The 25,513-nt window shown below is 69.7% G+C and carries 22 protein-coding genes and 1 riboswitch; of the genes, 16 read left to right on the top strand and 6 right to left on the bottom strand.

Features of this window, described 5'->3' with window-relative positions:
- The first annotated feature begins 9 nt into the window (after positions 1 to 9).
- Positions 10 to 288, top strand: coding sequence for a PspA-associated protein PspAA (gene pspAA / locus OG490_RS10725; protein WP_330296055.1), 279 nt, complete (start codon positions 10 to 12; stop codon positions 286 to 288).
- Positions 289 to 336: 48 nt separating this feature from the next.
- On the opposite strand, the gene OG490_RS10720 is transcribed toward pspAA, so the two are convergent.
- Positions 337 to 1,107, bottom strand: coding sequence for a hypothetical protein (locus tag OG490_RS10720; RefSeq protein ID WP_330296054.1), 771 nt, complete (start codon positions 1,105 to 1,107; stop codon positions 337 to 339).
- 70 nt (positions 1,108 to 1,177) lie between these two features.
- Between OG490_RS10720 and OG490_RS10715 the strand changes: the two genes are divergently transcribed.
- The 3 genes from OG490_RS10715 to OG490_RS10705 all read left to right on the top strand — a co-directional run bounded on the left by OG490_RS10715 (position 1,178) and on the right by OG490_RS10705 (position 6,105).
- The gene (locus OG490_RS10715; protein ID WP_330296053.1) at positions 1,178 to 1,999 is read left to right on the top strand and encodes an adenosylcobinamide-GDP ribazoletransferase; all 822 of its coding nucleotides are present in this window, start codon (positions 1,178 to 1,180) and stop codon (positions 1,997 to 1,999) included.
- Between the two features lie 47 nt (positions 2,000 to 2,046).
- Positions 2,047 to 2,775 (top strand): response regulator transcription factor, encoded by a 729-nt coding sequence (locus tag OG490_RS10710; RefSeq protein WP_330296052.1) that lies wholly within the window; start codon positions 2,047 to 2,049, stop codon positions 2,773 to 2,775.
- A gap of 192 nt (positions 2,776 to 2,967) precedes the next feature.
- A complete protein-coding gene (locus OG490_RS10705; RefSeq protein ID WP_330296051.1) occupies positions 2,968 to 6,105 on the top strand; it encodes an efflux RND transporter permease subunit in 3,138 nt (1,045 codons plus the stop codon).
- Positions 6,106 to 6,218: 113 nt separating this feature from the next.
- Here the strand turns inward: OG490_RS10705 and nadA are convergent, their stop codons facing one another.
- Positions 6,219 to 7,418 carry a quinolinate synthase NadA gene (nadA, locus tag OG490_RS10700; RefSeq protein ID WP_330296050.1) on the bottom strand — a complete coding sequence of 400 codons (1,200 nt, stop codon included), beginning with the start codon at positions 7,416 to 7,418 and terminating at the stop codon, positions 6,219 to 6,221.
- Between the two features lie 363 nt (positions 7,419 to 7,781).
- On the opposite strand from nadA, the gene erpA reads away from it, so the two are divergent.
- On the top strand, positions 7,782 to 8,138 hold the full coding sequence (gene erpA, locus OG490_RS10695; protein WP_214949940.1) for an iron-sulfur cluster insertion protein ErpA: 357 nt from the start codon (positions 7,782 to 7,784) through the stop codon (positions 8,136 to 8,138).
- Between the two features lie 87 nt (positions 8,139 to 8,225).
- On the opposite strand, the gene OG490_RS10690 is transcribed toward erpA, so the two are convergent.
- Both OG490_RS10690 and OG490_RS10685 read right to left on the bottom strand, forming a co-directional pair.
- A complete protein-coding gene (locus OG490_RS10690) occupies positions 8,226 to 9,710 on the bottom strand; it encodes a hypothetical protein (RefSeq protein ID WP_330296049.1) in 1,485 nt (494 codons plus the stop codon).
- 92 nt (positions 9,711 to 9,802) lie between these two features.
- A complete protein-coding gene (locus OG490_RS10685; RefSeq protein ID WP_330296048.1) occupies positions 9,803 to 10,027 on the bottom strand; it encodes a hypothetical protein in 225 nt (74 codons plus the stop codon).
- A 133-nt stretch (positions 10,028 to 10,160) separates the two neighbouring features.
- Here OG490_RS10685 and OG490_RS10680 point away from each other — a divergent pair, with 133 nt between their 5' ends.
- A complete protein-coding gene (locus OG490_RS10680) occupies positions 10,161 to 11,138 on the top strand; it encodes a carbohydrate kinase family protein (RefSeq protein ID WP_330296047.1) in 978 nt (325 codons plus the stop codon).
- Positions 11,139 to 11,271: 133 nt separating this feature from the next.
- On the opposite strand, the gene OG490_RS10675 is transcribed toward OG490_RS10680, so the two are convergent.
- On the bottom strand, positions 11,272 to 12,654 hold the full coding sequence (locus OG490_RS10675) for a cysteine desulfurase/sulfurtransferase TusA family protein (protein WP_330296046.1): 1,383 nt from the start codon (positions 12,652 to 12,654) through the stop codon (positions 11,272 to 11,274).
- 294 nt (positions 12,655 to 12,948) lie between these two features.
- On the opposite strand from OG490_RS10675, the gene ctaC reads away from it, so the two are divergent.
- The 4 genes from ctaC to OG490_RS10655 all read left to right on the top strand — a co-directional run bounded on the left by ctaC (position 12,949) and on the right by OG490_RS10655 (position 17,434).
- Positions 12,949 to 13,923 (top strand): aa3-type cytochrome oxidase subunit II, encoded by a 975-nt coding sequence (gene ctaC / locus OG490_RS10670; RefSeq protein ID WP_330296045.1) that lies wholly within the window; start codon positions 12,949 to 12,951, stop codon positions 13,921 to 13,923.
- The gene (ctaD, locus tag OG490_RS10665) at positions 13,920 to 15,650 is read left to right on the top strand and encodes an aa3-type cytochrome oxidase subunit I (protein WP_330296044.1); all 1,731 of its coding nucleotides are present in this window, start codon (positions 13,920 to 13,922) and stop codon (positions 15,648 to 15,650) included. The genes ctaC and ctaD overlap by 4 nt, the downstream gene beginning before the upstream one ends.
- The gene (locus tag OG490_RS10660) at positions 15,647 to 16,045 is read left to right on the top strand and encodes a cytochrome c oxidase subunit 4 (RefSeq protein WP_330296043.1); all 399 of its coding nucleotides are present in this window, start codon (positions 15,647 to 15,649) and stop codon (positions 16,043 to 16,045) included. The genes ctaD and OG490_RS10660 overlap by 4 nt, the downstream gene beginning before the upstream one ends.
- A gap of 144 nt (positions 16,046 to 16,189) precedes the next feature.
- Positions 16,190 to 17,434 (top strand): L,D-transpeptidase, encoded by a 1,245-nt coding sequence (locus OG490_RS10655; RefSeq protein WP_330296042.1) that lies wholly within the window; start codon positions 16,190 to 16,192, stop codon positions 17,432 to 17,434.
- Between the two features lie 151 nt (positions 17,435 to 17,585).
- Here the strand turns inward: OG490_RS10655 and OG490_RS10650 are convergent, their stop codons facing one another.
- Positions 17,586 to 17,987, bottom strand: coding sequence for a hypothetical protein (locus OG490_RS10650; RefSeq protein ID WP_330296041.1), 402 nt, complete (start codon positions 17,985 to 17,987; stop codon positions 17,586 to 17,588).
- A gap of 200 nt (positions 17,988 to 18,187) precedes the next feature.
- Here OG490_RS10650 and ctaE point away from each other — a divergent pair, with 200 nt between their 5' ends.
- The 6 genes from ctaE to OG490_RS10620 all read left to right on the top strand — a co-directional run bounded on the left by ctaE (position 18,188) and on the right by OG490_RS10620 (position 25,433).
- Positions 18,188 to 18,808 carry an aa3-type cytochrome oxidase subunit III gene (ctaE, locus tag OG490_RS10645; RefSeq protein ID WP_330296040.1) on the top strand — a complete coding sequence of 207 codons (621 nt, stop codon included), beginning with the start codon at positions 18,188 to 18,190 and terminating at the stop codon, positions 18,806 to 18,808.
- Between the two features lie 74 nt (positions 18,809 to 18,882).
- A complete protein-coding gene (gene qcrC, locus OG490_RS10640) occupies positions 18,883 to 19,692 on the top strand; it encodes a cytochrome bc1 complex diheme cytochrome c subunit (RefSeq protein ID WP_330296039.1) in 810 nt (269 codons plus the stop codon).
- Positions 19,689 to 20,747, top strand: a complete 1,059-nt coding sequence (gene qcrA, locus OG490_RS10635) for a cytochrome bc1 complex Rieske iron-sulfur subunit (RefSeq protein WP_330296038.1) — start codon at positions 19,689 to 19,691, stop codon at positions 20,745 to 20,747. The genes qcrC and qcrA overlap by 4 nt, the downstream gene beginning before the upstream one ends.
- The gene (qcrB, locus tag OG490_RS10630; RefSeq protein WP_330296037.1) at positions 20,744 to 22,372 is read left to right on the top strand and encodes a cytochrome bc1 complex cytochrome b subunit; all 1,629 of its coding nucleotides are present in this window, start codon (positions 20,744 to 20,746) and stop codon (positions 22,370 to 22,372) included. The genes qcrA and qcrB overlap by 4 nt, the downstream gene beginning before the upstream one ends.
- Before the next feature lie 185 nt (positions 22,373 to 22,557).
- Positions 22,558 to 23,622 carry an anthranilate phosphoribosyltransferase gene (gene trpD, locus OG490_RS10625; protein WP_330296036.1) on the top strand — a complete coding sequence of 355 codons (1,065 nt, stop codon included), beginning with the start codon at positions 22,558 to 22,560 and terminating at the stop codon, positions 23,620 to 23,622.
- Between the two features lie 91 nt (positions 23,623 to 23,713).
- Positions 23,714 to 23,830, top strand: a riboswitch (SAM riboswitch).
- A 217-nt stretch (positions 23,831 to 24,047) separates the two neighbouring features.
- Complete coding sequence (locus OG490_RS10620; protein ID WP_330296035.1) at positions 24,048 to 25,433, top strand: aminotransferase class V-fold PLP-dependent enzyme; 1,386 nt, start codon at positions 24,048 to 24,050, stop codon at positions 25,431 to 25,433.
- Positions 25,434 to 25,513 lie beyond the last annotated feature (80 nt).

The raw sequence follows: 25,513 nt of genomic DNA, 5'->3' as shown, positions 1-25,513 counted from the left end.
GGGCCCGTCATGATTGTCCGCATCATGGGGGAAGGTCAGGTGAAGCTGGCGGACAGCCACTTCACCAAGCTCAACGAGCTGGACGACGAACTGCTCGCGGAGATGGAGTCCGGCGACGAGGAGGGCTTCCGGCGCACGCTGGGAGCGCTGCTCGACGAGGTGCGCCGACTCGGCGAGCCGCTCCCGGACGACGCGCTGGAGCCGTCCGAACTGATCCTGCCCGCGCCGGACGCGACGCTGGACCAGGTCAAGGAGATGCTCAGCGACGACGGCCTGATCCCGGGCTGAAGACGGTGAGGAAGGGCCCGTCCCCCCGGGGGCGGGCCCTTCCGTCGTTCAGCGCGACTCTCCTCCGGCGTCGGACACCTGCTCCTTGTCGGGGGTCCCGCCGATGAAGTTCTCGAACTTGCGGCGCGGCGCGGTCCACCGGCGGTCGTGGTGGAAGGCGCGGAGCCCGGCCTTGGCGCGGGCCCGCGGGCGGTTGGCGTAGAACCTCTTCGCGTACGGGGAACCGGGCCGGGCCAGCCGGATCGAGCCGATCAGCGCCACGAAGGGGATGACCGTGCCGAAGAACGCCGTGCGCGGCTTGCCCTTCCACAGGGCGATCAGCGCGAGGAAGAAGTTGGTCGCCGTATTGATGACGACCAGCCCGCGGCTGTGTCTCTCCTCCTCGGTGAGGTCGTTGACCCCGAACGGCAGGAACCCGCCCAGCACCAGCGCCACGATCGCCGCCGTCAGGACCACGATCTCCACGCTCTTGCGGCCCTGCTCGCTCCAGTAGACGTCGTCCAGGTGCAGGATCAGCGCGAACTCGTCCAGCACCAGCCCCGCGCCCAGCCCGAAGATGACCGCCGACAGCCCCGCCCCGAAACTGTGCCGGCTGCTGCCGACCGCGCCGAACCCGCCGATGATCACGAGGATCACGCCCGGTACCACGTGGTGGATGTGCAGCCCGCCCGGAGTGACGTTCTTGAAGGGCCCCCGGCCCGCCCGGATCAACCGGGTGATCACGCGGGTGACCAGGAAGGACAGGACGAAGGAGACCAGGGCGAGGAGCAGCGGGAGCTTCCCCGGCTCCACAATGTTTCGATACCACCAGTGACCCATGCCACCACCTCCCGGTTTGGGGCGTAATGGGTAACTTACCGTTCCCGGTGAGCGGGTAGCGTTCGCGCCGATGACAGATTCGTACGACGGCCCGTCCCCGACGCCGCCCCCGGACCGGGCCTCGCTGCTCGACGGGGTCCGCTTCGCCTTCGGCACGCTCACCGTGCTGCCCGCCCGCATCACCCGCTGGGACCGCCCCGCCGCCCGCACCGGGATGGCCTGCGCCCCCCTCGCCGGGCTCGTGGTGGGACTCCTCGCGGCCGTGCCCGGCGTCCTCCTGCTGCTGTGCGGCGCAGGTCCGCTGCTCGCCGCGGCCGTCACCGTCGCCGTACCGGCGGCCCTGACCCGCGCCCTGCACCTGGACGGCCTCGCCGACACGGTGGACGGACTGGGCAGCGCCAAGCCGGCCGACGCCGCGCTGCGCATCATGAAGCAGTCCGACATCGGCCCCTTCGGGGTGGTGGCGCTGGTGTTCGTGCTGCTGGTCCAGGTCGCCGCGCTGGCCGACGTGTACGCCGACAGCTGGATCCGGGGCGCCCTCGCCGCCGTGCTCGCCGCCGTCGCCGCCCGCCTCGCCATGACGCTGGCCTCCCGCGACGGGGTCCCGGCGGCCCGCCCCGAGGGGCTGGGCGCGGCGGTCGCCGGAGTCGTCCCGTACGGGGCGGCCGCCGCCGTCGCCGTGCTCACCGTGGTCCTGGCGGCCGTGGCCGCGCTGCCGCTGGGCGCGGGCGCCGCCGCGCAGCACGGGGCGGCGGTACTGGCCGCCCTGCTGGCGGCGGAGGCCCTGCTCCGGCGCTGCGTCCGGCGGTTCGACGGGGTCACGGGGGACGTGTTCGGAGCCCTGGCCGAGGTGTCCGCGACGGCGGTCCTGGTGGTCCTGGCCCTGGGCTAGGCCGCCTCCCGCCCGGTCGGCCGCGCGGGACGACGTAGGGTCGGCTCGTGGAAGAGACCCAGCCCCAACTCCAGGAGCAGGCTCCGGCGCCCATCAGGGTGCTGCTCGCCGACGACCAGGCGCTGCTGCGCAGCGCGTTCAAGGTGCTCGTCGACTCGGAGCCCGACATGCGGGTCGTCGGGGAGGCCTCCGACGGGGCGCAGGCCCTCGAGCTGGCGCGCGAGTTCCGGCCCGACGTGGTGCTCATGGACATCCGGATGCCCGGCACCGACGGCCTCGCCGCCACCCGGCTGATCAGCGCCGATCCCGAACTGGCCGGGGTCCGCGTGGTGATGCTGACGACCTTCGAGGTGGACGAGTACGTGGCCGCGGCCCTGCGGGCGGGCGCCTCCGGGTTCCTCGGCAAGGGCGCCGAGCCCGAGGAGCTCCTCAACGCCATCCGCGTCGCCGCCGCCGGTGACGCGCTGCTCTCCCCGGCCGCGACCAAAGGGCTGATCGCCACCTTCCTCGCCCAGGGCGGCGGCGACGAGACCCGCACCGCGACCGCCGCGGCGCACGCGCAGCGGCTCGCCGCGCTGACGGGACGCGAGCGCGAGGTCCTCGTACTCGTGGCGGCGGGTCTGTCCAACGACGAGATCGCCGGGCGGCTGGAGGTCAGCCCGCTCACCGTCAAGACGCACGTCAACCGGGCCATGGCCAAACTCGGCGCCCGCGACCGTGCCCAATTGGTGGTCATCGCCTACGAATCGGGACTAGTCAGGCCCCGCGCGGAGTAGCCGCAGTAGCACCGACTACTGCGGACGCGGTATGCCGGGCGTAAGGACGGGACCTGGGGCCGACGCCGGCGTGCCCGCGCGCACGACAAGCTGAGGAGCCTTCGCGCGCACCCTCACGGGGTCGTCCGGCGGCATGACTTCGTCGACGTCGTTCGACGTCACCCACGTCACTGCAGAGAGAACCTCATATCCATGTTCCGGCTGTCCCGCTTCAGCCTGGCCCAAAGGGCGCTGATCGGCCTCGTGTCGCTCGTCGCGCTCCTCTTCGGTGCCATAGCCATCCCGCAGCTCAAGCAGCAGCTGCTGCCCTCCATCGACCTGCCGATGGTGTCGGTGCTCGCGCCGTACCAGGGCGCCTCGCCCGACGTGGTGGAGAAGCAGGTCGTCGAACCGATCGAGGCCACCCTCAAGGGCGTCGACGGAATCACCGGCATCACCTCCACCGCCAGTGAGGGCAACGCCCTCATCATGGCGACCTTCGACTACGGCGACACCGGCACCAAGCAGCTCGTCGCCGACGTCCAGCAGGCCGTCAACCGGGCCCGCGTCCGGCTGCCCTCCGAGGTCGACCCGCAGGTGATCGCCGGTTCCACCGACGACATGCCGACCGTGGTCCTCGCCGTCACCTCCGACAAGGACCAGCAGGCGCTGGCCGACCAGCTGAACAAGTCGGTCGTCCCCGTGCTGCAGGACATCACGGGGGTCCGCCAGGTCACCGTCAACGGGGTCCAGGACCTCCAGGTCACCGTCACCCCGGACGCCGCCAAGCTCGCCGCGGCCGGCCTCGACGGACAGGCGCTCGCCCAGGGCCTGGCGGCGGGCGGCGCCACCGTCCCGGCCGGCTCCTTCGACGAGGCGGGCAAGAACCGCACCGTACGCGTCGGTTCGGGCTACACCTCGCTCGCCCAGCTCGAAGACCTGCGCCTGACCGCCGGACCCGGCAAGCCGGCCGTGCGCCTCGGTGACGTGGCGAGCGTGAAGCAGGAGTCCGCCAAGGCGGTCTCCATCACCCGCACCAACGGCAAGCCCAGCCTCTCCCTCGTCCTGACCATGGACAAGGAAGGCAGCGCCGTAGCCATCTCGGACGCCGTCAAGGACAAGCTGCCCGAGCTGCGTTCCACCCTCGGCTCCGGCGCCGATCTGGCCGTGATCCAGGACCAGGGACCGCCCGTCGCCAAGTCCATCTCCGGCCTGACCACCGAGGGCCTGCTCGGCCTGGTCTTCGCGGTGATCGTGATCCTGGTCTTCCTCGGCTCGATCCGCTCGACGCTGGTCACCGCGGTCTCCATCCCGCTGTCCGTGGTCCTCGCGCTGATCGTGCTGTGGACCCGCGACCTCTCCCTCAACATGCTGACGCTGGGCGCGCTCACCATCGCCATCGGCCGGGTCGTCGACGACTCGATCGTGGTCCTGGAGAACATCAAGCGCCACCTCGGCTACGGCGAGGAGCGCGAACACGCGATCATCACCGCGGTCAAGGAGGTGGCCGGCGCGGTCACTTCCTCCACGCTCACCACCGTCGCCGTCTTCCTGCCGATCGCCTTCGTCGGCGGCATGGTCGGCCAGTTCTTCGGCCCGTTCTCCATCACGGTCACCGCGGCCCTGCTGGCCTCGCTGATCGTCTCCCTGACGGTCGTGCCGGTGCTCTCGTACTGGTTCCTGCGCGCGCCCAAGGGCGTCAGCGCCGGGGACGCGGCGAGCGCCGATAAGGCGCGCCGCGAGGCCGAGGAGAAGGAGTCGCGCAGCAGGCTCCAGCAGTTCTACGTCCGCGCGCTGGGCCTGGTCACCCGCCGCAGGATCACCACCCTGGTCGTGGCCGTCGTGGTGTTCGTCGCGACACTGGGCATGACCCCGCTGCTCAAGACGAACTTCTTCGACCAGGGCGAGCAGAACGTCCTGAACGTCAAGCAGCAGCTGCCCCCGGGCACCTCGCTGGCCGCCGCCGACGAGGCGAGCCGCAAGGTCGAGAAGGTCCTGTCCGAAACCGAGGGCGTCGAGGCCTACCAGGTCACCGTCGGGTCCTCCGGCTTCATGGCCGCCTTCGGCGGCGGCACCGGCTCCAACGAGGCCTCGTACGCGGTCACGCTGAAGAGTTCCGACGACGCCGACGCCGCCAAGAAGCACATCGAGACGGCCCTGAAGGGACTCGACGGCATCGGCGACACCACCGTCGCGGCGGGCGACGGCTTCGGCAGCCAGAACCTCCGGGTCGTCGTCAAGGCCGGTGACGCGGGCGTCCTGGCCAAGGCCGCCGAGCAGGTCCGCGCCGAGGTGGCCACCCTCAAGGACGTCACCGACGTCCAGAGCGACCTGTCCCAGTCCGTGCCCCGGATCTCGGTCACCGCCACCCCCAAGGCGGCGGAACTCGGCATCAGCCAGGCCGCGCTCGGCGGGATCGTCGCCCAGGCCGTACGGGGCAACCCGGCGGGCAAGGCCGTACTGGACGACACCGAGCGGGACATCGTCATCAAGTCCGCGCAGCCGGCCACCACCCTGGCCCAGCTGCAGGCGCTGCCGGTCGGCCCGGTCAGGCTCGGCGACATCGCCGAGGTCAAGGAGGTACCCGGCCCGGTCGCGATGACCCGGATCGACGGCGCCCGCGCCGCCACCATCACCGCGAAGCCGGTCGGTGACAACACCGGCGCCGTCAGCGCGGACCTCCAGACGAAGATCAAGGCCCTGGACCTGCCCGCGGGCGCCACCGCCACCATCGGCGGCGTCGGCCAGGACCAGAGCAAGGCCTTCGCGGACCTGGGCCTGGCCATGCTCGCGGCCATCGCGATCGTCTTCATGCTGCTGGTCGCGACGTTCCGCTCGCTGGTCCAGCCGCTGATCCTGCTGGTCTCCATCCCCTTCGCGGCCACCGGCGCCCTCGGCCTGCTCCTGATCACCGGCACGCCGCTCGGCATCCCGGCTCTGATCGGCATGCTGATGCTCATCGGCATCGTCGTGACCAACGCGATCGTCCTGATCGACCTGGTCAACCAGTACCGCGCCCAGGGCTACGGCGTCGTCGAGGCGGTCGTCGAGGGCGGCCGCCACCGGCTGCGCCCGATCCTGATGACGGCACTGGCGACGATCTTCGCGCTGCTCCCGATGGCGCTGGGCGTCACGGGCGAGGGCGGCTTCATCTCGCAGCCGCTCGCGGTGGTCGTCATCGGCGGCCTGATCAGCTCCACCCTGCTGACGCTGCTCCTGGTGCCGACGCTGTACACGATGTTCGAGCTCTTCAAGGAGCGCCGCCGAGGCAAGAAGACGGCCCGCCTGACGGTGGTCCCGTCCCCGTCCCCGTCCGCCTCCGCGGAGGACGAGAGCCCGGTCAAGGTCTGACCGCGGCAGTTCTCCCGTTCGACGCCGAAGGGCCGCCCCTCCAGACGGAGGGGCGGCCCTTCGGGCGTGTACGGGGCTTCGCGCGGCCGGTGCGGTCGGCGCGGCCCGCGCCGCTACAGCGCGAGCATGCGCTCCAGGGCCAGCTTGGCGAAGCTCTCGGTCTCCTTGTCGACCTGGATCTGGTTCACGAGGTTGCCCTCGGCCAGGGACTCCAGGGTCCACACCAGGTGGGGGAGGTCGATGCGGTTCATCGTCGAGCAGAAGCAGACCGTCTTGTCGAGGAAGACGACCTCCTTGTCCTCAGCGGCAAAACGGTTCGCCAGGCGCTGCACGAGGTTCAGCTCGGTGCCGATGGCCCACTTGGAGCCGGCCGGGGCCGCCTCCAGCGCCTTGATGATGTACTCGGTGGAGCCGACGTAGTCCGCGGCCGCCACCACCTCGTGCTTGCACTCGGGGTGGACGAGGACGTTGACGCCGGGGATGCGGGCGCGCACGTCGTTGACCGAATCCACCGAGAAACGGCCGTGTACGGAGCAGTGCCCGCGCCACAGGATCATCTTGGCGCCCTGGAGCTGCTCGACGGTGAGGCCGCCGTTCGGCTTGTGCGGGTTGTAGAGCACGCAGTCGTCCAGGGACATGCCCATGTCGCGGACGGCCGTGTTGCGGCCCAGGTGCTGGTCCGGGAGGAAGAGCACCTTCTCACCCTGCTCGAACGCCCACTCCAGGGCCTTCTTGGCGTTGGACGAGGTACAGATCGTGCCGCCGTGCTTGCCGGTGAAGGCCTTGATGTCGGCCGAGGAGTTCATGTACGAGACGGGCACCGTGGTGCCGGCGATCCCGGCCTCGGTCAGCACGTCCCAGCACTCCGCGACCTGCTCGGCGGTGGCCATGTCGGCCATCGAGCAGCCCGCGGCGAGGTCGGGCAGGACGACCTTCTGGTCGTCCGAGGTCAGGATGTCCGCGGACTCGGCCATGAAGTGGACGCCGCAGAAGACGATGTACTCGGCTTCCGGCTTGGCGGCCGCGTCCTTGGCGAGCTTGAAGGAGTCACCGGTGACGTCGGCGAACTCGATGACCTCGTCCCGCTGGTAGTGGTGGCCGAGGATGAAGACCTTGTCCCCGAGCTTCTCCTTGGCCGCGCGGGCGCGCGCCACGAGGTCCGGGTCCGACGGCGACGGCAGGTCGCCGGGGCACTCCACCCCGCGCTCGCTCTTGGGATCGGCTTCGCGGCCGAGCAGCAGCAGGGCGAGGGGCGTCGGCTGGACGTCCAAAGGCTGGTTGTCCAAAGGCTGGGCGGTGGTCACGACACGCACCCTTTCTGTTCTGCGACAAGGGACTTCTGAAGCCATCGGCTTCGACTTCTCGTCTATTTGACGTTATCTATCATAACCGCTTCACGTCACTTTGACGATGCCGATAGTGTCGATGTGACGCATTCGCCCGCCCGAGGTCCGCCCGAGCTCCGGCCGAGCTCCGGGCGACGTCCGGGCGACGTCCACCCGAGGTCGACCCCCGGTACGGGCTCGCCCCCTCGCGCGGTGTGCGAGCATGGAATTTCTGAAACAAGCGTCGGGTCCCGGAATGAAACCGCGGTCCCGCTCGTTGCCACCGACGGCAAGAGTCCGACGTTTCCCCGCCTTGGAGTGGGGAGCCGCCCACTTCGGGAGTGAATGCAGATGTCCGTACAGGACGAAAAGACCACTGTGAGCGACGGCATCCTCCTGTCCGACGCCGCCGCCGAGAAGGTCAGGACCCTCCTTGAGCAGGAAGGCCGCGAGGACCTGGCGCTGCGCGTCGCCGTCCAGCCCGGCGGCTGCTCGGGCCTGCGCTACCAGCTCTTCTTCGACGAGCGGTCCCTCGACGGCGACGTCGTGAAGGACTTCGACGGCGTCAAGGTCGTCACCGACCGGATGAGCTCCCCGTACCTCCACGGTGCGTCGATCGACTTCGTCGACACCATCGAGAAGCAGGGCTTCACGATCGACAACCCGAACGCCACGGGCTCCTGCGCCTGCGGTGACTCCTTCAGCTAAACCTGTAGGACGACGAGAGGGGCCCCGCGGTCGAACCGACCGCGGGGCCCCTCTCGTGCGCCCGGATCCGCTCCCGGGCCCTGACGGCTACTGCCGGGGGATCGGCTTGCCCGTCGTGGCGTCGATCACCTTCCGGTCGCCGAGCGGCTGCTGGAGCCGGGCCGTGACCGTCATCTCCTGCGCGAGCATGATGCAGGACTGACCCGGCTTGTTCGGGGTGTCGGTGATCTTCACCAGCACCGAACCGGGCTCCTCCCGGGCCTCCAGCGCGTAGGTGCTGCACACCCCGCCCCAGAAGTTCACGGTCAGGGTCCTGTCGGCCTCGGAGTACGAGAATCCGGGCACCGTCAGCGTCTTCCCGGCCGGGGGAGCGGGGGGCGCCGTGCCCGGCGCGGGCTCCTCGGCCAGGGCCGCCGGCTGGGCCACGGTGTGGCTCGCGGCGCCGTCCTTGCCCGCCACCTCGAACAGCCAGGCCGGGACCAGACCCCGGGCCCCGTCGACCGTGCCGGGAACCAGCCCGAGCACGGCGCCCCGTACCGACTCCGTGCGCGGGGGCTTCATCGGGCGGGGGTCCGGGTTGCAGGGCGGCGTGTCCGTCGCGCCGACCGCGGTGTCCGGAGCCAGCGGGACGCTCGTGGCGCAGCCGCTGGGGCCGGGGCCCGTGCCGTCCGCGGGGCCCGCGGACCTCTTGTTCAGCCGGGCCAGCGCGTCGACGGCGCCGATCACCGGCTGCTCGGCGGCGGCCCGCACGGGGAGGGTCAGCTCGCCGCTGCCCGACACCACCTGGGAGTCCGCCCCGACGCCGATCTTGGTGGACCAGCCCTGGGTGGGCAGTCCGCCCACCACCGGGTCGGCACTCACCACCCGCACCGAGCCCTGGACCAGCCGGGCGTCCAGCTTGGCGCCGCTCTGGCCGACGGCCGCCAGTACGGGCGCGGCGGCGGCCTTGGCGGCGGCCTCGGAGAGGGGCTTCCCGGCCGGGGCCTGCCCCTTCTGGGCGGAGCCCTGGTCCAGGCCCTCGGGGAGGGTGGCCGGGCCGCAGGTGTCCTTGCCGCGCTGGCAGTCGTCGCCGGTGCCGCCGACCTGGAAGCGGGAGAAGGTCCAGGTACCGGGGGCCTTGGAGTTCACCGTCAGCCGGGGCCCGGAACCGTCCGCGGTCTCCCCGGCCTGCCACATCTCCCCGCTCCGGCGCGGCGCGCCGGAGATGCCGAGGGCCGCCGCGAGGCGGGCCACGTCGGCGGAGCCGACCTCGCCGGTCGCGGCGAAGGCGGGCGCGGTGGCCGGACCGCCGGGGAGTTCGACGTCCGCCGCGTACGTGACCCCGCCGCCGGACGGATCGGGCTCGCCGACCGCGATGCCGGGACCGGGCGGAGTCGGCGCCACGCGGGGTGCGGAGGCCGCGGAGGAGTCCGTACCGCCGCCCGTACGGCCCTCACCGTGGGCGGTCGACGCCCAGTACGCGGTGCCGCCGCCCGTGACGAGGACGGCGGCCACGATCGCGCCGACGGCCCAGGCGGGCCGCCGCCGCACGGCCAGTGGTGTATCGGATGTGCCCGGTTGTTCGGTGGTCACCGCATCGCTCCTTAGCCCGTCCCGCCAGTGGTGATGCGGATGTGACGGAACAGGCGCCGATCCGGTTCCCCCCGGATCTCCCGGGCAGCCGCTCAGTCCCCGTAGGCGGCGGTGGAGGCGATCAGCCGGGCCGAGGCCGCGGGGACGCGGATCCCGTGGATCTGAGAGGGTGCCACCCGGTCCGGACGGGGGTCGGCGGGGACCGACCAGTGCGGGGCCATCCGGGCGCAGTCGCCCAGCAGCCGTGCGAAACCGGGCCGAGCGTCGGCGGTGTTCTGGGCCGTCTCGGCGTACCCGAAGCCATCGGTATAGGTCATGGGGGCACGGTAGACACGCCAATGCGGGCGAAGAAAGCCCTACTACGGGGTAGTTTCAGCCGGTCGGTCAACCGCCGTCGACCGGGTAGTTTTGACTGTCCCCTTTGCCCTCCCGAGCAGGAGCATCCACCCCGTGCGCATCGCAGTCACCGGCTCCATCGCCACCGACCACCTCATGACCTTCCCCGGCCGCTTCGCCGACCAGTTGGTCGCGGATCAGCTGCACACGGTCTCCCTCTCGTTCCTCGTCGACAACCTCGACGTCCGCCGGGGAGGCGTCGGTCCGAACATCTGCTTCGGCATGGGGCAGCTCGGCACCCGCCCGATCCTCGTCGGCGCGGCCGGCTACGACTTCGACGAGTACCGCTCCTGGCTGGACCGGCACGGCGTCGACACCGCCTCCGTGCGCATCTCCGAGGTGCTGCACACCGCGCGCTTCGTCTGCACCACGGACGCCGACCACAACCAGATCGGCTCCTTCTACACGGGCGCGATGAGCGAGGCCCGCCTGATCGAGCTGAAGGCGGTCGCGGACCGTGTCGGCGGCCTGGACCTCGTCCTGATCGGCGCCGACGACCCCGAGGCGATGCTCCGCCACACGGAGGAGTGCCGGACGCGGAACATCCCCTTCGCGGCGGACTTCTCGCAGCAGATCGCCCGGATGGACGGGGACAACATCCGCACCCTGATGGAGGGCGCGACGTACCTCTTCTCGAACGAGTACGAGAAGGGCCTCATCGAGGCGAAGTCCGGCTGGACGGACGCGGAGATCCTGGCGAAGGTCGGCACGCGGGTCACCACCCTCGGCTCGAACGGCGTCCGCATCGAGCGGGTCGGCCACGACCCGATCGTCGTCGGCTGCCCGGAGGAGACCGCCAAGGTCGACCCGACCGGCGTCGGCGACGCGTTCCGCGCCGGGTTCCTTACGGGGCTGGGCTGGGGCGTGAGCCTGGAGCGCGCGGCGCAGGTCGGCTGCATGCTGGCGACGCTGGTCATCGAGACGCTGGGCACCCAGGAGTACACCCTGGCCCGCGCGCACTTCATGGAGCGCTTCACGAAGGCCTACGGCGACGTGGCGGCGGCGGAAGTCCAGTCCCACCTCGCGGCGTAGCAGTCGGGCCTCAAACGTCGGCGGGGCTGGATTTTTCCAGCCCCGCCGGCGTTTGAGGCGCGGGTCTGGGCGGAGCCCAGGGAACGGCGGAAGGGTGGGTCGGGGACATGCCCCGCAGGGCCCACCCCCCGGCTCACACCACCCGCCGCACCGTGTACGCGACCCCCTCCGGCCGAGGGGCCTCGCCCACGTACACCTGCCCCCGCATCACGCACCACGCCGGGATGTCCAGCCGCGCGACCTCGTCGTCCGACAGCACGGTCACCGTGCCCCCCACCGGCACCCGCCCGATCGCCCGCCCCAGTTCGATGACGGGCTGCGGGCACCGCAACCCCAGGGTGTCCAGTTCGAGGGACTCCACATCAGGGTCGGGCGCCGGCACCGGCTCCGCGACGCCGAGTCGTTCGCGGACCCCCGCCACCACCCCCGGCAGCAGTTCCAGGAACCCGTTGACCTCCGCGGCCGTGGTGCCCGTAGGCAGGGAGACCCGTACGTTGCCCTCCGACAGCACCCCCATCGCGCGCAGCACATGGGACGGAGTCAGGGTCGAGCTGGTGCACGAGGAGCCGGAGGAGACGGAGTAGTCGGCCCGGTCCAACTCGTGGAGCAGGGTCTCGCCGTCGACGTAGAGGCAGGAGAAGGTGACCAGATGGGGGAGGCGCAGGTCGGGGTGGCCCACCACTTCCACGTCGGGGACCAGCCGGGCCACCCGCCGCCGCAGCCGGTCGACCAGGGTCCGCAGCCGGGCGGCCTCCGCGTCGGCCTCGGCGCGCACCGCCCGCAGGGAGGCCGCTGCGGCGACGGCCGCCGGGAGGTTGACGAAGCCGGGGGAGCGGCCGGACTCCCGCTCGTCGGAGGGGTGTTGGGAGGAGTACCGGACGCCCTTGCGGACCGCCAGCAGGCCGACTCCGGGCGGGCCGCCCCATTTGTGGGCGCTCGCGCACAGGACGGACCAGCCCGCGGCGACCGGTCCCCAGCCCAGCGACTGGGCCGCGTCCACGAGCAGCGGCACGCCGGCCGCGCCGCAGAGTTCGGCGACCTCCGCCACCGGCTGGACGGTGCCCACCTCGTGGTTGGCCGACTGGAGGCAGGCCAGCGCGGTGTCGGGGCGTACGAAGTCCCCGTAGGCGGCGGGGTCGACCCGGCCGTATCGGTCGACCGGGACCTCGCTGACGGTGCCGCCGCGCGCGGCGTGGGACTCCGCCGCGTGCAGGACGGAGCTGTGTTCCACCGCTGATACGACCAGATGCCCGCCGACGCGCCGACGGCCCGCGAGTACCCCCGCCATGCCCGAGTGAACCGCGTGCGTCCCCGAAGGAGTGAACACGAGCTCGTCGGGACGGCATCCCACCGAATCCGCCGCGGCCTCCCGGGCCGCGTCCAGCAGCAGCCTGGCCCGCCGGCCTTCGCGGTAGAGCCGGGCCGGGTCGGCCCAGCCCTCGTCGAGGGAGGCCTGGAGCGCTTGGCGGGCCACGGGGTGCAGCGGGGCGGCGGACGCGGTGTCGAAGTACGGCATCCGGTCACGCTAACCGGCCGCCCGCCCGGTGTGGCGTCCGGCCGAGGTCAGGGCCCGTCAGATGTCTTCCGGAGGCCGCCATTCGGGGTCGGTTGGGCCGTCCCCCGTACGGCGGATCCATCCCTTCGGGGTCAGTAACGGCGCGTTGGGCACCCTCCCCGCGCGACCCCAAATAGCGTCCAGTAGGGTTTGGTCCGCATAAACATCCAAACCCCTGCCTGCGTCAGGGCCGGCGACCGACCCGAATACGGCCGCGGCCGGCCGCGCGGGCCGAGACTCTCGGGAAGGCGCTACGTGAGTCCCTACGGCTCCGACCGCTCGCCGCGGCGCCCGATGCGGCGGAAGCTGCTGCAGGCGCTGACTGCGGGCGCGGTTCTGGCGACCGCCACTGGTTGCTCGTACACCTGGAAAGACTTCCCCCGCCTCGGAATGCCCACCCCGGTCACGGAGGAGGCGCCTCGCATCCTCTCCCTGTGGCAGGGCTCCTGGGCGGCCGCTCTCATTACGGGCATCCTGGTGTGGGGCCTGATCATGTGGAGCGTCATCTTCCACCGGCGCAGCCGGACGAAGATCGAGGTCCCCGCGCAGACCCGGTACAACATGCCGATCGAGGCGCTGTACACCGTGGTCCCGCTCATCATCGTCTCGGTGCTGTTCTACTTCACCGCGCGCGATGAATCGAAGCTGCTCTCCCTCTCCGCCAAGCCGGCTCACACGATCAACGTGATCGGCTACCAGTGGAGCTGGGGCTTCAACTACGTCGAGAACGTCGACGGCGACGCGGCGACCCCGAAGGCGGGCGAGGTTCCGAAGGAACTCGCCGCCATCCCGGACCGCTACACCAAGGACTTCCCCGCGGGCGCCGAGGGCGTCTACACCAAGGGCGTCCCCGGAGACCGGAACCCGGACACCAACAACCCGGGCCCGACCCTCTGGCTGCCCAAGGGCGAGAAGGTCCGCTTCATCCTGTCGTCGAATGACGTCATCCACTCCTTCTGGGTGGTCCCCTTCCTGTTCAAGCAGGACGTCATCCCGGGCCACACCAACGTCTTCGAGGTCACCCCGACCCAAGAAGGCACCTTCATGGGCAAGTGCGCCGAGCTCTGCGGCGTCGACCACTCCCGGATGCTCTTCAACGTCAAGGTGGTCTCCCCGGAGGCGTACAAGGCGCACCTGAAGGAGCTCGCGGAGAAGGGTCAGACCGGCTACCTCCCGGCCGGCATCAAGCAGACCGACCCGGCCCGGAATGCGGAAGTGAACAAACTGTGAGCATCCTCAACGAATCTCAGGGTGCCGCCGCCGACTCGTACGAGAACGAGCTGCCGGTGCGGCGCAAGCAGCCGGGCAACGTGGTCGTGAAGTGGATGACCACGACCGACCACAAGACCATCGGCACGATGTACCTGGTCACGTCGTTCGTGTTCTTCATCATCGGCGGGATCATGGCGCTCTTCATGCGCGCCGAGCTGGCCCGTCCGGGCACGCAGATCATGTCGAACGAGCAGTTCAACCAGGCGTTCACCATGCATGGCACGATCATGCTGCTGATGTTCGCCACCCCGCTGTTCGCGGGCTTCGCCAACTGGATCATGCCGCTGCAGATCGGCGCGCCCGACGTGGCGTTCCCGCGGCTGAACATGTTCGCGTACTGGCTGTACCTCTTCGGCTCGACCATCGCGGTGGCCGGCTTCGTCACCCCCTCGGGTGCCGCCGACTTCGGCTGGTTCGCCTACTCCCCGCTGTCGGACGCCGTCCGCTCGCCGGGCATCGGCGCCGACATGTGGATCATGGGTCTGGCCTTCTCCGGCTTCGGCACGATCCTCGGTTCGGTCAACTTCATCACCACGATCATCTGCATGCGCGCCCCCGGCATGACGATGTTCCGCATGCCGATCTTCACCTGGAACGTGCTGCTGACCGGTGTTCTGGTCCTGCTCGCCTTCCCGGTGCTGGCCGCCGCGCTCTTCGCGCTGGAGGCCGACCGGAAGTTCGGTGCGCATGTGTTCGATGCGGCAAATGGCGGCGCCCTACTGTGGCAACACCTCTTCTGGTTCTTCGGACACCCAGAGGTGTACATCATCGCGCTGCCATTCTTCGGAATCATTTCCGAAGTGATCCCGGTCTTCTCGCGCAAGCCGATGTTCGGTTACATCGGCCTGATCGCCGCGACGATCTCGATCGCCGGCCTCTCGGTGACCGTGTGGGCCCACCACATGTACGTCACCGGCGGTGTGCTGCTGCCGTTCTTCTCCTTCATGACCTTCCTGATCGCGGTACCGACCGGTGTGAAGTTCTTCAACTGGATCGGCACCATGTGGAAGGGCTCGCTGTCCTTCGAGACCCCGATGCTCTGGGCCGTCGGCTTCCTGATCACCTTCACCTTCGGTGGTCTGACCGGCGTCATCCTGGCCTCGCCCCCGATGGACTTCCACGTCTCCGACTCGTACTTCGTCGTCGCGCACTTCCACTACGTCATCTTCGGCACCGTGGTCTTCGCGATGTTCTCCGGCTTCCACTTCTGGTGGCCGAAGTTCACGGGCAAGATGCTGGACGAGCGCCTCGGCAAGATCACCTTCTGGACGCTGTTCATCGGCTTCCACGGCACCTTCCTGGTGCAGCACTGGCTGGGCGTCGAGGGCATGCCGCGTCGTTACGCGGACTACCTCGCGGCCGACGGCTTCACCGCGCTGAACACCATCTCCACGATCAGCTCGTTCCTGCTGGGCCTGTCGATGCTGCCCTTCATGTACAACGTCTGGAAGACGGCGAAGTACGGCAAGAAGGTCGAGGTCGACGACCCGTGGGGCTACGGCCGTTCGCTCGAGTGGGCGACCTCCTGCCCGCCGCCGCGGCACAACTTCCTCACCCTGCCGCGGATCCGCAGTGAATCCCCGGCGTTCGACCTGCACCACCCGGAGATCGCGGCCCTCGACCACCTCGCGGACCACGACGCCGGTACCAAGGCAGTCACCGGCGGCAAGGAGGCCGGCAAGTGAAGATCCAGGGCAAGATGTTCCTCTGGCTCTCCTTCTTCATCCTGATCATGGCCGTCGTGTACGGCGTGTGGTCGAAGGAGCCCGTCGGTACCACCGCTCTCTTCCTGGCCTTCGGCCTGAGCGTCATGATCGGCTACTACCTGGCCTTCACGGCCAAGCGCGTGGACGAGATGGCCCAGGACAACCTGGAGGCCGACGTCGCCGACGAGGCGGGCGAGCTGGGGTTCTTCGCCCCGCACAGCTGGCAGCCGCTCTCGCTGGCCATCGGTGGCGCGCTCGCGTTCAGCGGCGTCATCTTCGGCTGGTGGCTCATGTACTTCTCGGCGCCGGTCATCCTCGTGGGCCTGTGGGGCTGGGTCTACGAGTACTACCGCGGCGAGAACCAGAACCAGTAGCAGTACCCGCGTCACCGCCACCGCTTCCGGTGGCGCCCGCAGCCTGAGACCTGGGGCCCGGACACCTCTAACGGAGGAGTCCGGGCCCCTCGTTTGCAGTCACCCCGCGCGCCGTAATTGTCATATCTTCATAGCGTTGGCTCCATGAACCACTCACCGCGTCTTTGGACGGTAATCGGCTGCTCCCTGCTGGTCGCGTCCCTCGGGGCCGGCGCCACCGCATGCGGGTCCGGCGACAAGAACCCGCTGTCTGCCCGCCCCTACGACGCGGGTGACCAAGTCGCCTTCAACCAGGCCTCCGGCAGCCGTCCCGTCGACCCCGAACGGCCCCTGGAGGTCACCGCCAAGAGCGGCGGCCGGATCACCGACGTGAGCGCCGTGGACACCCACGGCCGCCGCCTGGCGGGCGAGCTGTCCGCCGCGGGGGACCGCTGGCACAGCACCGTCCCGATGGCCGCCGGCGTCCGCTACACCGTCAACGTGAGCACCGAGGACGAACACGGCGCCCCGGGCCAGCGCACGATGTCCTTCGACACCACCCCCTCCAAGAAGGTCCTCAAGGTCGAATTCGGCCCGGAGGAGGGCAAGTACGGCGTCGGACAGCCCCTCACGGCCGAACTCAACGAACCCGTCAAGGACAAGGCCGCCCGCGCGATCATCGAGCGGGGCCTGATCGTCGACGCCCCGCCGGACGCCGAGGGCGCCTGGTACTGGGTGGACGACAAGAAGCTCCACTACCGGCCCAAGGACTACTGGCCGGCCAACACCACCGTGTCCGTCCGGAGCAACCTGGAGGGCATCAAGATCTCCGAGGACCTCCACGGGGCCGCCAGCAAGCCGCTGAAGCTGGAGATCGGGGACCGTGTCGAGGTCACCACGGACGCCTCCTCGCACTACCTCACGTTCAAGCGCAACGGAGAAGTGATCAACACCATTCCGGTGACCACCGGAAAGCCGGGCTTCTCCACCCGAAACGGCGTCAAGGTGGTCCTCGGCAAGCAGTACTACGTCCAGATGCGCGGCGACACGGTCGGCATCGGCGGCAGCGAGTACTACAACCTGCCCGTCTACTACGCGACTCGCGTCACCTGGAGTGGTGAATACGTCCACGCCGCTCCGTGGTCCGTCGGCTCCCAGGGCTACGAGAACGTCAGCCACGGCTGCACCGGCATGAGCACGGGCAACGCCGCCTGGTTCTACGAGAACATCAGCGAGGGCGACATCGTCCGGGTCATCAACAGCATCGGCGACGACATGGACACCTTCGGCAACGGCTACGGCGACTGGAACATGGACTGGAAGGAGTGGCGCCAGGGCAGCGCCCTCCTCAAGGGCACCCAGGAAGGCCGCAGCCCCATCGACAAGGACCGGCTGCGCCCGCAGGTGTAACCACCGGGGCGACAGGGCCCGTAGCGCCCCTGCCGGGGCACGGGAGTCCGTACGGGGCTCCCGTGCCCCGGTATGCGTCCGTACGGGCCGTTGTGGGGCCCGTACGGGCCCTGCGGGCGGATCTACGGGCCCGCGGGGCCCAACCGGCCGGTCAGGCCGCCGGGGAGAGCCGTGTGCGCAGCAGACCCGCCAGGGCCTCCGCGAAGCCCACCGGATCCACCGGAAGGGTGACGGCGGCGTCCGCGCGGCTCCACGTGGCCAGCCAGGCGTCCTGCGGACGGCCCATCAGGAGCAGTACGGGAGGGCACCGGAAGATCTCGTCCTTGATCTGCCGGCAGACGCCCATGCCCCCGGCAGGGGCCGCCTCGCCGTCCAACACGCACACGTCGATGCCACCCGCGTCCAGTTGGCTCAGGACGGCCGGGAGCGTGGCGCATTCCAGGAACTCCACCGGCGGCAGGTCGGAGGCCGGCCTGCGCCCGGCCGCCAGCCGCACCTGCTCCCGGGTGCCCGCGTCGTCGCTGTAGACCAGAACCCGCGCAGTCGCCCGCATTTCGTTCCTCCACGTGTCCCGTGAAAAACGCTGATGTTGCGCGGGATGCTACTCCGTCCGACCCGGTGTCAACATCGGTTCGCACAGGCTCGTGATCAGTCGCGCGCAGGCCCGTCTGATGGGCCGTTCGGGCCTTGCACACGGCCCTGACACTCCGAACGGCACCCCCCGGGGTGAGGGCGGGATAAGGGACCGACATAATGTCGGTCGTGGCGACAGCAACGACAGTAGATACCGGGCACGCGCACCCGACGGTCAACAGGCCGAACCTCGTCAGCGTGGGAACCATCATCTGGTTGAGTTCCGAGCTGATGTTCTTCGCGGCCCTCTTCGCGATGTACTTCACCCTGCGATCCGTGATGGGTCCCGAGCACTGGGCAGAACAGGCTTCAAACCTGAACCTGCCCTTCTCGGCGACGAACACCACGATCCTGGTGCTGTCTTCGCTCACCTGCCAGCTCGGCGTATTCGCAGCCGAGCGCGGTGACGTGAAGAAGCTCAGGACATGGTTCATCATCACGTTCGTCATGGGTGCGATCTTCATTGGCGGCCAGGTGTTCGAGTACACCGAGCTGGTCAAGCACGAGGGCATCTCCCTCTCGTCGGACCCCTACGGATCGGTGTTCTACCTGACCACCGGTTTCCACGGTCTGCACGTGACGGGCGGTCTCATCGCCTTCCTGCTGGTCCTCGGCCGGACGTACGCGGCCAAGAGGTTCACCCACGAACAGGCCACGTCGGCCATCGTCGTGTCCTACTACTGGCACTTCGTCGATGTCGTCTGGATCGGCCTCTTCGCGACGATCTACCTGATCAAGTAGCGAACACGCCGGGCCCGAGCCCGGCACTCCATCCAGAAACACCGACGCAGAAGATCCTGACACCGGGGTAATCCGTGAAAAAGCTCTCCGCACGACGACGCCATCCGCTGGCGGCGGTCGTCGTTCTACTCTTCGCGCTGGCGGCCACTGGGGGGCTGTACGCCGTCTTCGCGCCTACGGGCACTGCGAAGGCCGACGAGACCGCCCAGTCCCTCGCCATCGTGGAGGGCCAGAAGCTCTACGCCGTCGGCTGCGCAAGCTGCCACGGAACCGGCGGTCAGGGTTCCTCTGACGGCCCGAGCCTGGTCGGCGTCGGCTCCGCGGCCGTCGACTTCCAGGTGAGCACGGGCCGCATGCCCGCCCAGCAGCCCGGCGCCCAGGTGCCGAAGAAGCCCGTCATTTACAACCAGGCGCAGACCGACCAGCTGGCCGCGTACATCGCGTCCCTCGGTGCCGGTCCGATCACGCCGACCGAGAAGCAGTACGACCCGGCGGGCGCCGACATCGCCAAGGGTGGTGAGCTGTTCCGCAACAACTGCGCGCAGTGTCACAACTTCACCGGCGAGGGCGGCGCGCTGACGAACGGCAAGTACGCCCCGAACCTCGAGGGCGTCGAGCCGAAGCACATCTACGAGGCCATGCTCACCGGCCCGCAGAACATGCCCTCCTTCCCGGACAGCACCATGCCGGAGAAGCAGAAGAAGGACATCATCGCGTACCTCCAGAACGTGAACGGCGAGAAGTCGACCAGCCCGGGTGGGCTCAAGCTCGGTGGCCTCGGCCCCGTCTCCGAGGGTCTCTTCGGCTGGATCTTCGGTCTGGGTGCGCTGATCGCTGTCGCCGTCTGGGTCGCGGCCCACACCGCTAAGGCCAAGAAGTCATGAGTAGCCAAGACATTCCCGAAGAGAAGCACCTGCCGAGCGAGCAGGGCGACACGCACCACGGTGGCGTGGCAGTGGCGGACGACCCGTTCGCCGACCCGGGCCTCCCGGTTCACCGCCCGCGCATCCAGGACATCGACGAGCGGGCCGCCAAGCGGTCCGAGCGCACGGTGGCCATGCTGTTCACCCTGTCGATGCTGGCCACGGTGGGGTTCATCGCCTCGTTCGTGTCCATCCCCGTCGACAAGATCGTCTTCATCTTCCCCATCGGGAAGGTGAGCGCGCTCAACTTCGCCCTGGGCATGACGCTGGGCACGGCGCTCTTCAGCATCGGCGCGGGCGCGGTCCACTGGGCCCGCACCCTGATGTCCGATGTCGAGGTCGCCGCCGAGCGTCACGAGATCGCGGCCCCGGCCGAGGTCAAGGCGCAGGTCATGCAGGACTTCGCGGACGGCGCGCGCGAGTCGGCCATCGGCCGCCGCCCGCTGATCCGCAACACGATGTTCGGTGCGCTGGCCCTGCTGCCGCTCTCCGCCGTCGTGATCCTGCGCGACCTGGGCACGCTGCCCGAGGACAAGCTGCGCAAGACGCTCTGGGCCAAGGGCAAGCTGCTGGTCAACGACAACACGAACCAGCCGCTGCGTCCCGAGGACCTGCTCGTCGGCTCGCTGACCTTCGCCCGGCCGGAAGGCCTGGAAGAGGACCAGCACGACTTCCAGACGCAGATCGCCAAGGCAGCCCTGATGATCGTCCGCATCAAGCCGGAGGACATCAAGGACAAGCAGGAGCTGGAGTGGTCCCACGAGGGAATCGTGGCCTACTCCAAGATCTGCACCCACGTCGGCTGCCCGATCAGCCTGTACGAGCAGCAGACGCACCACGTGCTCTGCCCGTGCCACCAGTCCACCTTCGACCTCTCCGACGGCGCCCGAGTCATCTTCGGCCCGGCTGGTCACGCGCTCCCGCAGCTGCGGATCGGCGTCAATGACGAAGGTTTCCTCGAGGCGCTCGGCGACTTCGAAGAGCCCGTCGGTCCTGCATTCTGGGAGCGCGGATGAGCACTGCGACCGACACTCAAGAGCGCAAGGCCCCGGCCGGCGAACGCGTAGCCGACTGGGCCGACGGCCGGCTGGGCATCTACAGCCTCGCCAAGGCCAACATGCGCAAGATCTTCCCGGACCACTGGTCCTTCATGCTCGGTGAGATCTGCCTCTACAGCTTCATCATCCTCATCCTCACGGGTGTGTACCTGACGCTGTTCTTCCACCCGAGCATGAACGAGGTCGTCTACGACGGCTCGTACGTGCCGATGCAGGGCGTCCAGATGTCGGAGGCGTTCAAGTCGACGCTCGACATCAGCTTCGACGTCCGCGGCGGTCTGCTCATCCGGCAGATCCACCACTGGTCGGCGCTGATCTTCGTCGCGGCGATGCTCGTGCACATGATGCGCGTCTTCTTCACGGGCGCCTTCCGCAAGCCGCGCGAGGTCAACTGGATCTTCGGCTTCCTGCTGCTGGTCCTCGGCATGTTCACCGGTTTCACCGGTTACTCCCTGCCGGACGACCTGCTCTCGGGCACGGGTGTCCGCTTCATGGAGGGCGCGATGCTGTCCGTGCCGGTCGTCGGCACGTACCTCTCGTTCTTCCTCTTCGGCGGCGAGTTCCCGGGCGGCGACTTCGTCTCCCGGTTCTACTCGGTCCACATCCTGCTGCTGCCCGGCATCATGATGGGCCTGCTGGTGGCCCACCTGATCCTGGTCTTCTACCACAAGCACACCCAGTTCGCGGGCCCCGGCAAGACGGAGAAGAACGTCGTCGGCATGCCGCTGCTCCCGGTCTACATGGCCAAGGCCGGAGGCTTCTTCTTCCTGGTCTTCGGTGTCATCGCGGCCATCGCGGCGATCGCCTCGATCAACCCGATCTGGGCGCTCGGCCCGTACCGCCCGGACCACGTGTCCACCGGTGCGCAGCCCGACTGGTACATGGGCTTCTCCGAGGGTCTGATCCGTGCCATGCCCGGCTGGGAGATCAACCTGTGGGGCCACACCCTCGTCCTGGGTGTGTTCGTCCCGCTGATGATCTTCCCGATGGTCCTGGTCGTCATCGCGGTCTACCCGTTCATCGAGTCCTGGGTCACCGGGGACAAGCGCGAGCACCACATCCTGGACCGCCCGCGCAACGTCCCGACCCGTACGGGCTTCGGCGTGGCCTGGCTGACGTGGTACGTCGTCCTGCTGATCGCCGGTGGAAACGACATGTTCGCGCAGTACTTCCACCTGTCGATCAACTCGATCACCTGGTTCGCCCGGATCGCGTTCTTCGTGGGCCCGGTCGTCGCGTTCATCATCACCAAGCGGATCTGCCTCGGCCTCCAGCGCCGGGACCGGGACAAGGTGCTGCACGGTCGCGAGACCGGCATCATCAAGCGCCTGCCGCACGGTGAGTTCGTCGAGATCCACGAGCCGCTCTCGCAGGGCAAGCTCCACACGCTCACCTCGTACGACCAGTACCAGCCGGCCGAGATCGGCCCGACGGTCGACGAGAACGGTGTCGAGCGCAAGGTGGGCCGCATCGAGAAGCTCCGCGCGAAGCTCAGCAAGGGCTACTACGGAGAGAACAACCAGATTCCGAAGCCCTCGGCTGAGGAGTACAAGGAGATCCAGAGCGGCCACGGCCACCACTGATCTCCTGCGCCACTGCTCGTCGTCTGTTTGTCAGATCGCTTGAGGGACTGATTTCGGCCAGTCCTGGTGTCGCCACAGCGGGAGCCCCGTCCAGTGTCTGGGACGGGGCTCTTTGCCGTCCCCCGGCTGGATAGGCTGAAGCCCTTCCCACTCGATGTGACCATGACCAGTAGCAGGAGCGGACCATGAACCTGGTGACCCCGGCGGGCGGCGACAGCGTGGCGGCCCGAGGCTGGCCGGGCGTTCTCGACGCACTGCTGACCGGCCGGGACCTCAGCGCCGACGACACGGCCTGGGCCATGGACCGGATCATGCGCGGAGAGGCCACCGACGCCCAGATCGCCGGCTTCGCGGTCGCCCTGCGGGCCAAGGGGGAGACGGTCGCGGAGATCAACGGCCTGGTACGGGCCATGTACGCGCACGCCAACCTGATCGAGGTGCCGGGCCGGACGGTGGACATCGTCGGCACCGGCGGCGACGGCGCGAAGACGGTCAACATCTCGACGATGTCCGCGATCGTCGTGGCCGGAACGGGTGCCAAGGTGGTCAAGCACGGCAACCGGGCCGCGTCCTCCGCGAGCGGCTCCTCGGACGTCCTGGAGAAGCTGGGCGTCAACCTCGACCTCACCCCGGCGCGGGTCGTCGAGGTCGCCGAGGAGGCCGGGATCACCTTCTGCTTCGCGGTCAAGTTCCACCCGGCGCTGCGGCACGTGGCCGCGGCCCGCAAGGAGCTCGGCATCCGGACCACCTTCAACTTCCTCGGTCCGCTGACCAACCCCGCGAAGGTCCGGGCTCAGGCCACCGGTGTCGCCGACGCCCGGATGGCCCCGATCGTGGCGGGCGTCCTGGCGGAGCGCGGCTCCTCGGCGCTGGTCTTCCGCGGCGACGACGGCCTCGACGAGCTCACCACCACGGCGACCTCCCGGGTGTGGTGGGTCCGCGACGGCCGGTCGGTGGAGCAGGCCTTCGACCCGCGCGACATCGGCATCCCGCTGGTGGACGTCTCCGCGCTCGCCGGCGCCGACGCCTCCTTCAACGCGGACGTCGCCCGCCGCCTCCTGGCCGGTGAGACCGGCCCGGTCCGCGATGCCGTGCTCCTGAACTCGGCCGCGGCCCTGGTCGCGCTGGACCCGGGTACGGGGACGCTGGAGGAGCAGCTCGCCGCGGGCGCGGCCCGTGCGGCCGAGGCCATCGACTCGGGTGCCGCGCGGGCCGCGCTGGAGCGTTGGGTGGCGGCCAGCAACGCCTGACGCGGCGGTCGATCCTTTTCGGCCATGACCCCGGTCCACCATGCGGACCGGGGTCTTGCGTTCGAGGGATCTTGTGGCAGGATCATCGTCAGGTCACGAGTGACAGCGTTTTGGCCCCGGCTCGCTGTCCGGCAACCCTCCTTCCGTGGCGGGGTGCCCCGGGTGATGACCAGGTCGTAGGCAGTGAGGTCTACGGCAAGCGCGGATCCCTCGACACCAGGGATCCTGGTCTCGATCGAGGAGCTTTTTCCGTGAGCAAGCGAATGCGATAGGGCGCTTCCGCCCCTTCTTCAACCCTCGGAACAGGGTCGCTTCCGCGTACCCGGAATCTCCGAGGCTCTTCCCGTACCCCGGACGGCCGCAGCGTCGTACCCCCGTACGGGCACACAGAAGCCATTCAGACCTGCCTGCCGGGAGATACCGCCATGTCCGCAACCCCGAACGCCACCGCCACCGCCGCCGTCACCGCCGAGGGCCCCGCCTGTGCCGAGCCGCTGCCGGTCCTCGGCCGCGACGTCACCGTCCCGCTCGTCACCGGCGGCGAGGTCACCTACGCCGCCCTCGACTACGCGGCCAGCGCCCCGGCCCTGCAGCGCGTCTGGGACGACGTGGCCGCGTACGCCCCGTACTACGGCAGCGTCCACCGCGGCGCCGGATACCTCTCGCAGCTCTCCACCGACCTGTTCGAGCAGAGCCGCGTCACGGTCGCCGAGTTCCTCGACTGCCGCGCCTCCGACCAGGTGATCTTCACCCGCTCCACCACGGACTCCCTGAACCTGCTCGCCGCGGTGCTGCCGGCCGACTGCCAGGTCTTCGTCTTCGAGACCGAGCACCACGCCTCGCTCCTGCCCTGGGTGGACGCGCAGGTCACGTACCTCGACGCGCCGCGCACCCCGGCCCAGGCCGTCGAGACCCTGGAGCGGGCACTGGCCGACCGTGCCCCCTACGGCCCCGCCCTGGTCTGCGTCACCGGCGCCTCCAACGTCACCGGCGAGCTGTGGCCCGTCAAGGAACTGGCCGCCGCCGCGCACGCGCACGGCGCCCGCATCGTCCTGGACGCCGCCCAGCTGGCCCCGCACCACCCCGTCTCCGTGCAGGAGCTCGACGTGGACTGGGTGGCCTTCTCCGGACACAAGCTCTACGCGCCCTTCGGCTCGGGCGTGCTCGCCGGCCGGGCCGACTGGCTGCAGCAGGCCGAGCCGTACCTCGCCGGTGGCGGCGCCTCCCGCAAGGTGGCCCGCCGCGAGGACGGCGGCGTCGACGTCGAGTGGCACACCACGGCCGCCCGCCACGAGGCCGGTTCCCCCAACGTCATCGGCGTCTACTCCATCGCCTCCGCCTGCAAGGCGCTGAACGAGGCCGGGTTCGAGAACCTGGTCGCCCGCGAGCAGCAGCTGATCGACAAGGTCCGCGGCGGTCTGGCCGAGGTTCCCGCGGTCCGCGTGCTGTCCCTCTTCGGCGACGACGCCCCGCGGGTGGGCGTCATCTCCTTCGTGGTCGACGGCTGGAACAGCTCCCACTTCGCGGCCGCGCTCTCCGCCGAGTACGGCATCGGTGTCCGCGACGGCCTGTTCTGCGCCCACCCGCTGGTGCGCACCCTGCTCGACAGCGAGCCGCAGGAGCCGGGCGAGTGCGGTGCGCCGGAGGCGGCCCCGGGGGAGCGCTCGCTCAACGCGATCCGCGTCAGCTTCGGCGCCGGCACCCCCGACGAGCACGTCGAGCGGTTCGTCCGCGCGGTCAAGGAGCTCGTCGCGGACGGCGCGAAGTGGCAGTACCGGACCGAAGAGGGCCGCTGCGTCCCCGCCGTCTGAGACACGACGTCAGGGGGACGCGGGGACCGGGTGACGGGCCCGGGTGCTGTGCCCGGGCCACCGCCGGTGCTGCGCCTGGC

This window comes from Streptomyces sp. NBC_00503 (assembly GCF_036346895.1).
Classification (GTDB): domain Bacteria; phylum Actinomycetota; class Actinomycetes; order Streptomycetales; family Streptomycetaceae; genus Streptomyces.
The sequence above is the reverse complement of the archived record's forward strand: the minus strand, read 5'-3'. Positions and strand labels throughout refer to the sequence as shown.

What these genes read in the sequence shown, in the direction of transcription:
- pspAA (WP_330296055.1), top strand. Translation starts at nt 10, where the DNA reads ATGATTGTCCGCATCATGGGGGAAGGTCAGGTGAAGCTGGCGGACAGC.
- OG490_RS10720 (WP_330296054.1), bottom strand. Translation starts at nt 1,107, where the DNA reads ATGGGTCACTGGTGGTATCGAAACATTGTGGAGCCGGGGAAGCTCCCG.
- OG490_RS10715 (WP_330296053.1), top strand. Translation starts at nt 1,178, where the DNA reads ATGACAGATTCGTACGACGGCCCGTCCCCGACGCCGCCCCCGGACCGG.
- OG490_RS10705 (WP_330296051.1), top strand. Translation starts at nt 2,968, where the DNA reads ATGTTCCGGCTGTCCCGCTTCAGCCTGGCCCAAAGGGCGCTGATCGGC.
- erpA (WP_214949940.1), top strand. Translation starts at nt 7,782, where the DNA reads ATGTCCGTACAGGACGAAAAGACCACTGTGAGCGACGGCATCCTCCTG.
- OG490_RS10685 (WP_330296048.1), bottom strand. Translation starts at nt 10,027, where the DNA reads ATGACCTATACCGATGGCTTCGGGTACGCCGAGACGGCCCAGAACACC.
- OG490_RS10675 (WP_330296046.1), bottom strand. Translation starts at nt 12,654, where the DNA reads ATGCCGTACTTCGACACCGCGTCCGCCGCCCCGCTGCACCCCGTGGCC.
- OG490_RS10655 (WP_330296042.1), top strand. Translation starts at nt 16,190, where the DNA reads ATGAACCACTCACCGCGTCTTTGGACGGTAATCGGCTGCTCCCTGCTG.
- OG490_RS10650 (WP_330296041.1), bottom strand. Translation starts at nt 17,987, where the DNA reads ATGCGGGCGACTGCGCGGGTTCTGGTCTACAGCGACGACGCGGGCACC.
- ctaE (WP_330296040.1), top strand. Translation starts at nt 18,188, where the DNA reads ATGTCGGTCGTGGCGACAGCAACGACAGTAGATACCGGGCACGCGCAC.
- qcrA (WP_330296038.1), top strand. Translation starts at nt 19,689, where the DNA reads ATGAGTAGCCAAGACATTCCCGAAGAGAAGCACCTGCCGAGCGAGCAG.
- qcrB (WP_330296037.1), top strand. Translation starts at nt 20,744, where the DNA reads ATGAGCACTGCGACCGACACTCAAGAGCGCAAGGCCCCGGCCGGCGAA.
- trpD (WP_330296036.1), top strand. Translation starts at nt 22,558, where the DNA reads ATGAACCTGGTGACCCCGGCGGGCGGCGACAGCGTGGCGGCCCGAGGC.
- OG490_RS10620 (WP_330296035.1), top strand. Translation starts at nt 24,048, where the DNA reads ATGTCCGCAACCCCGAACGCCACCGCCACCGCCGCCGTCACCGCCGAG.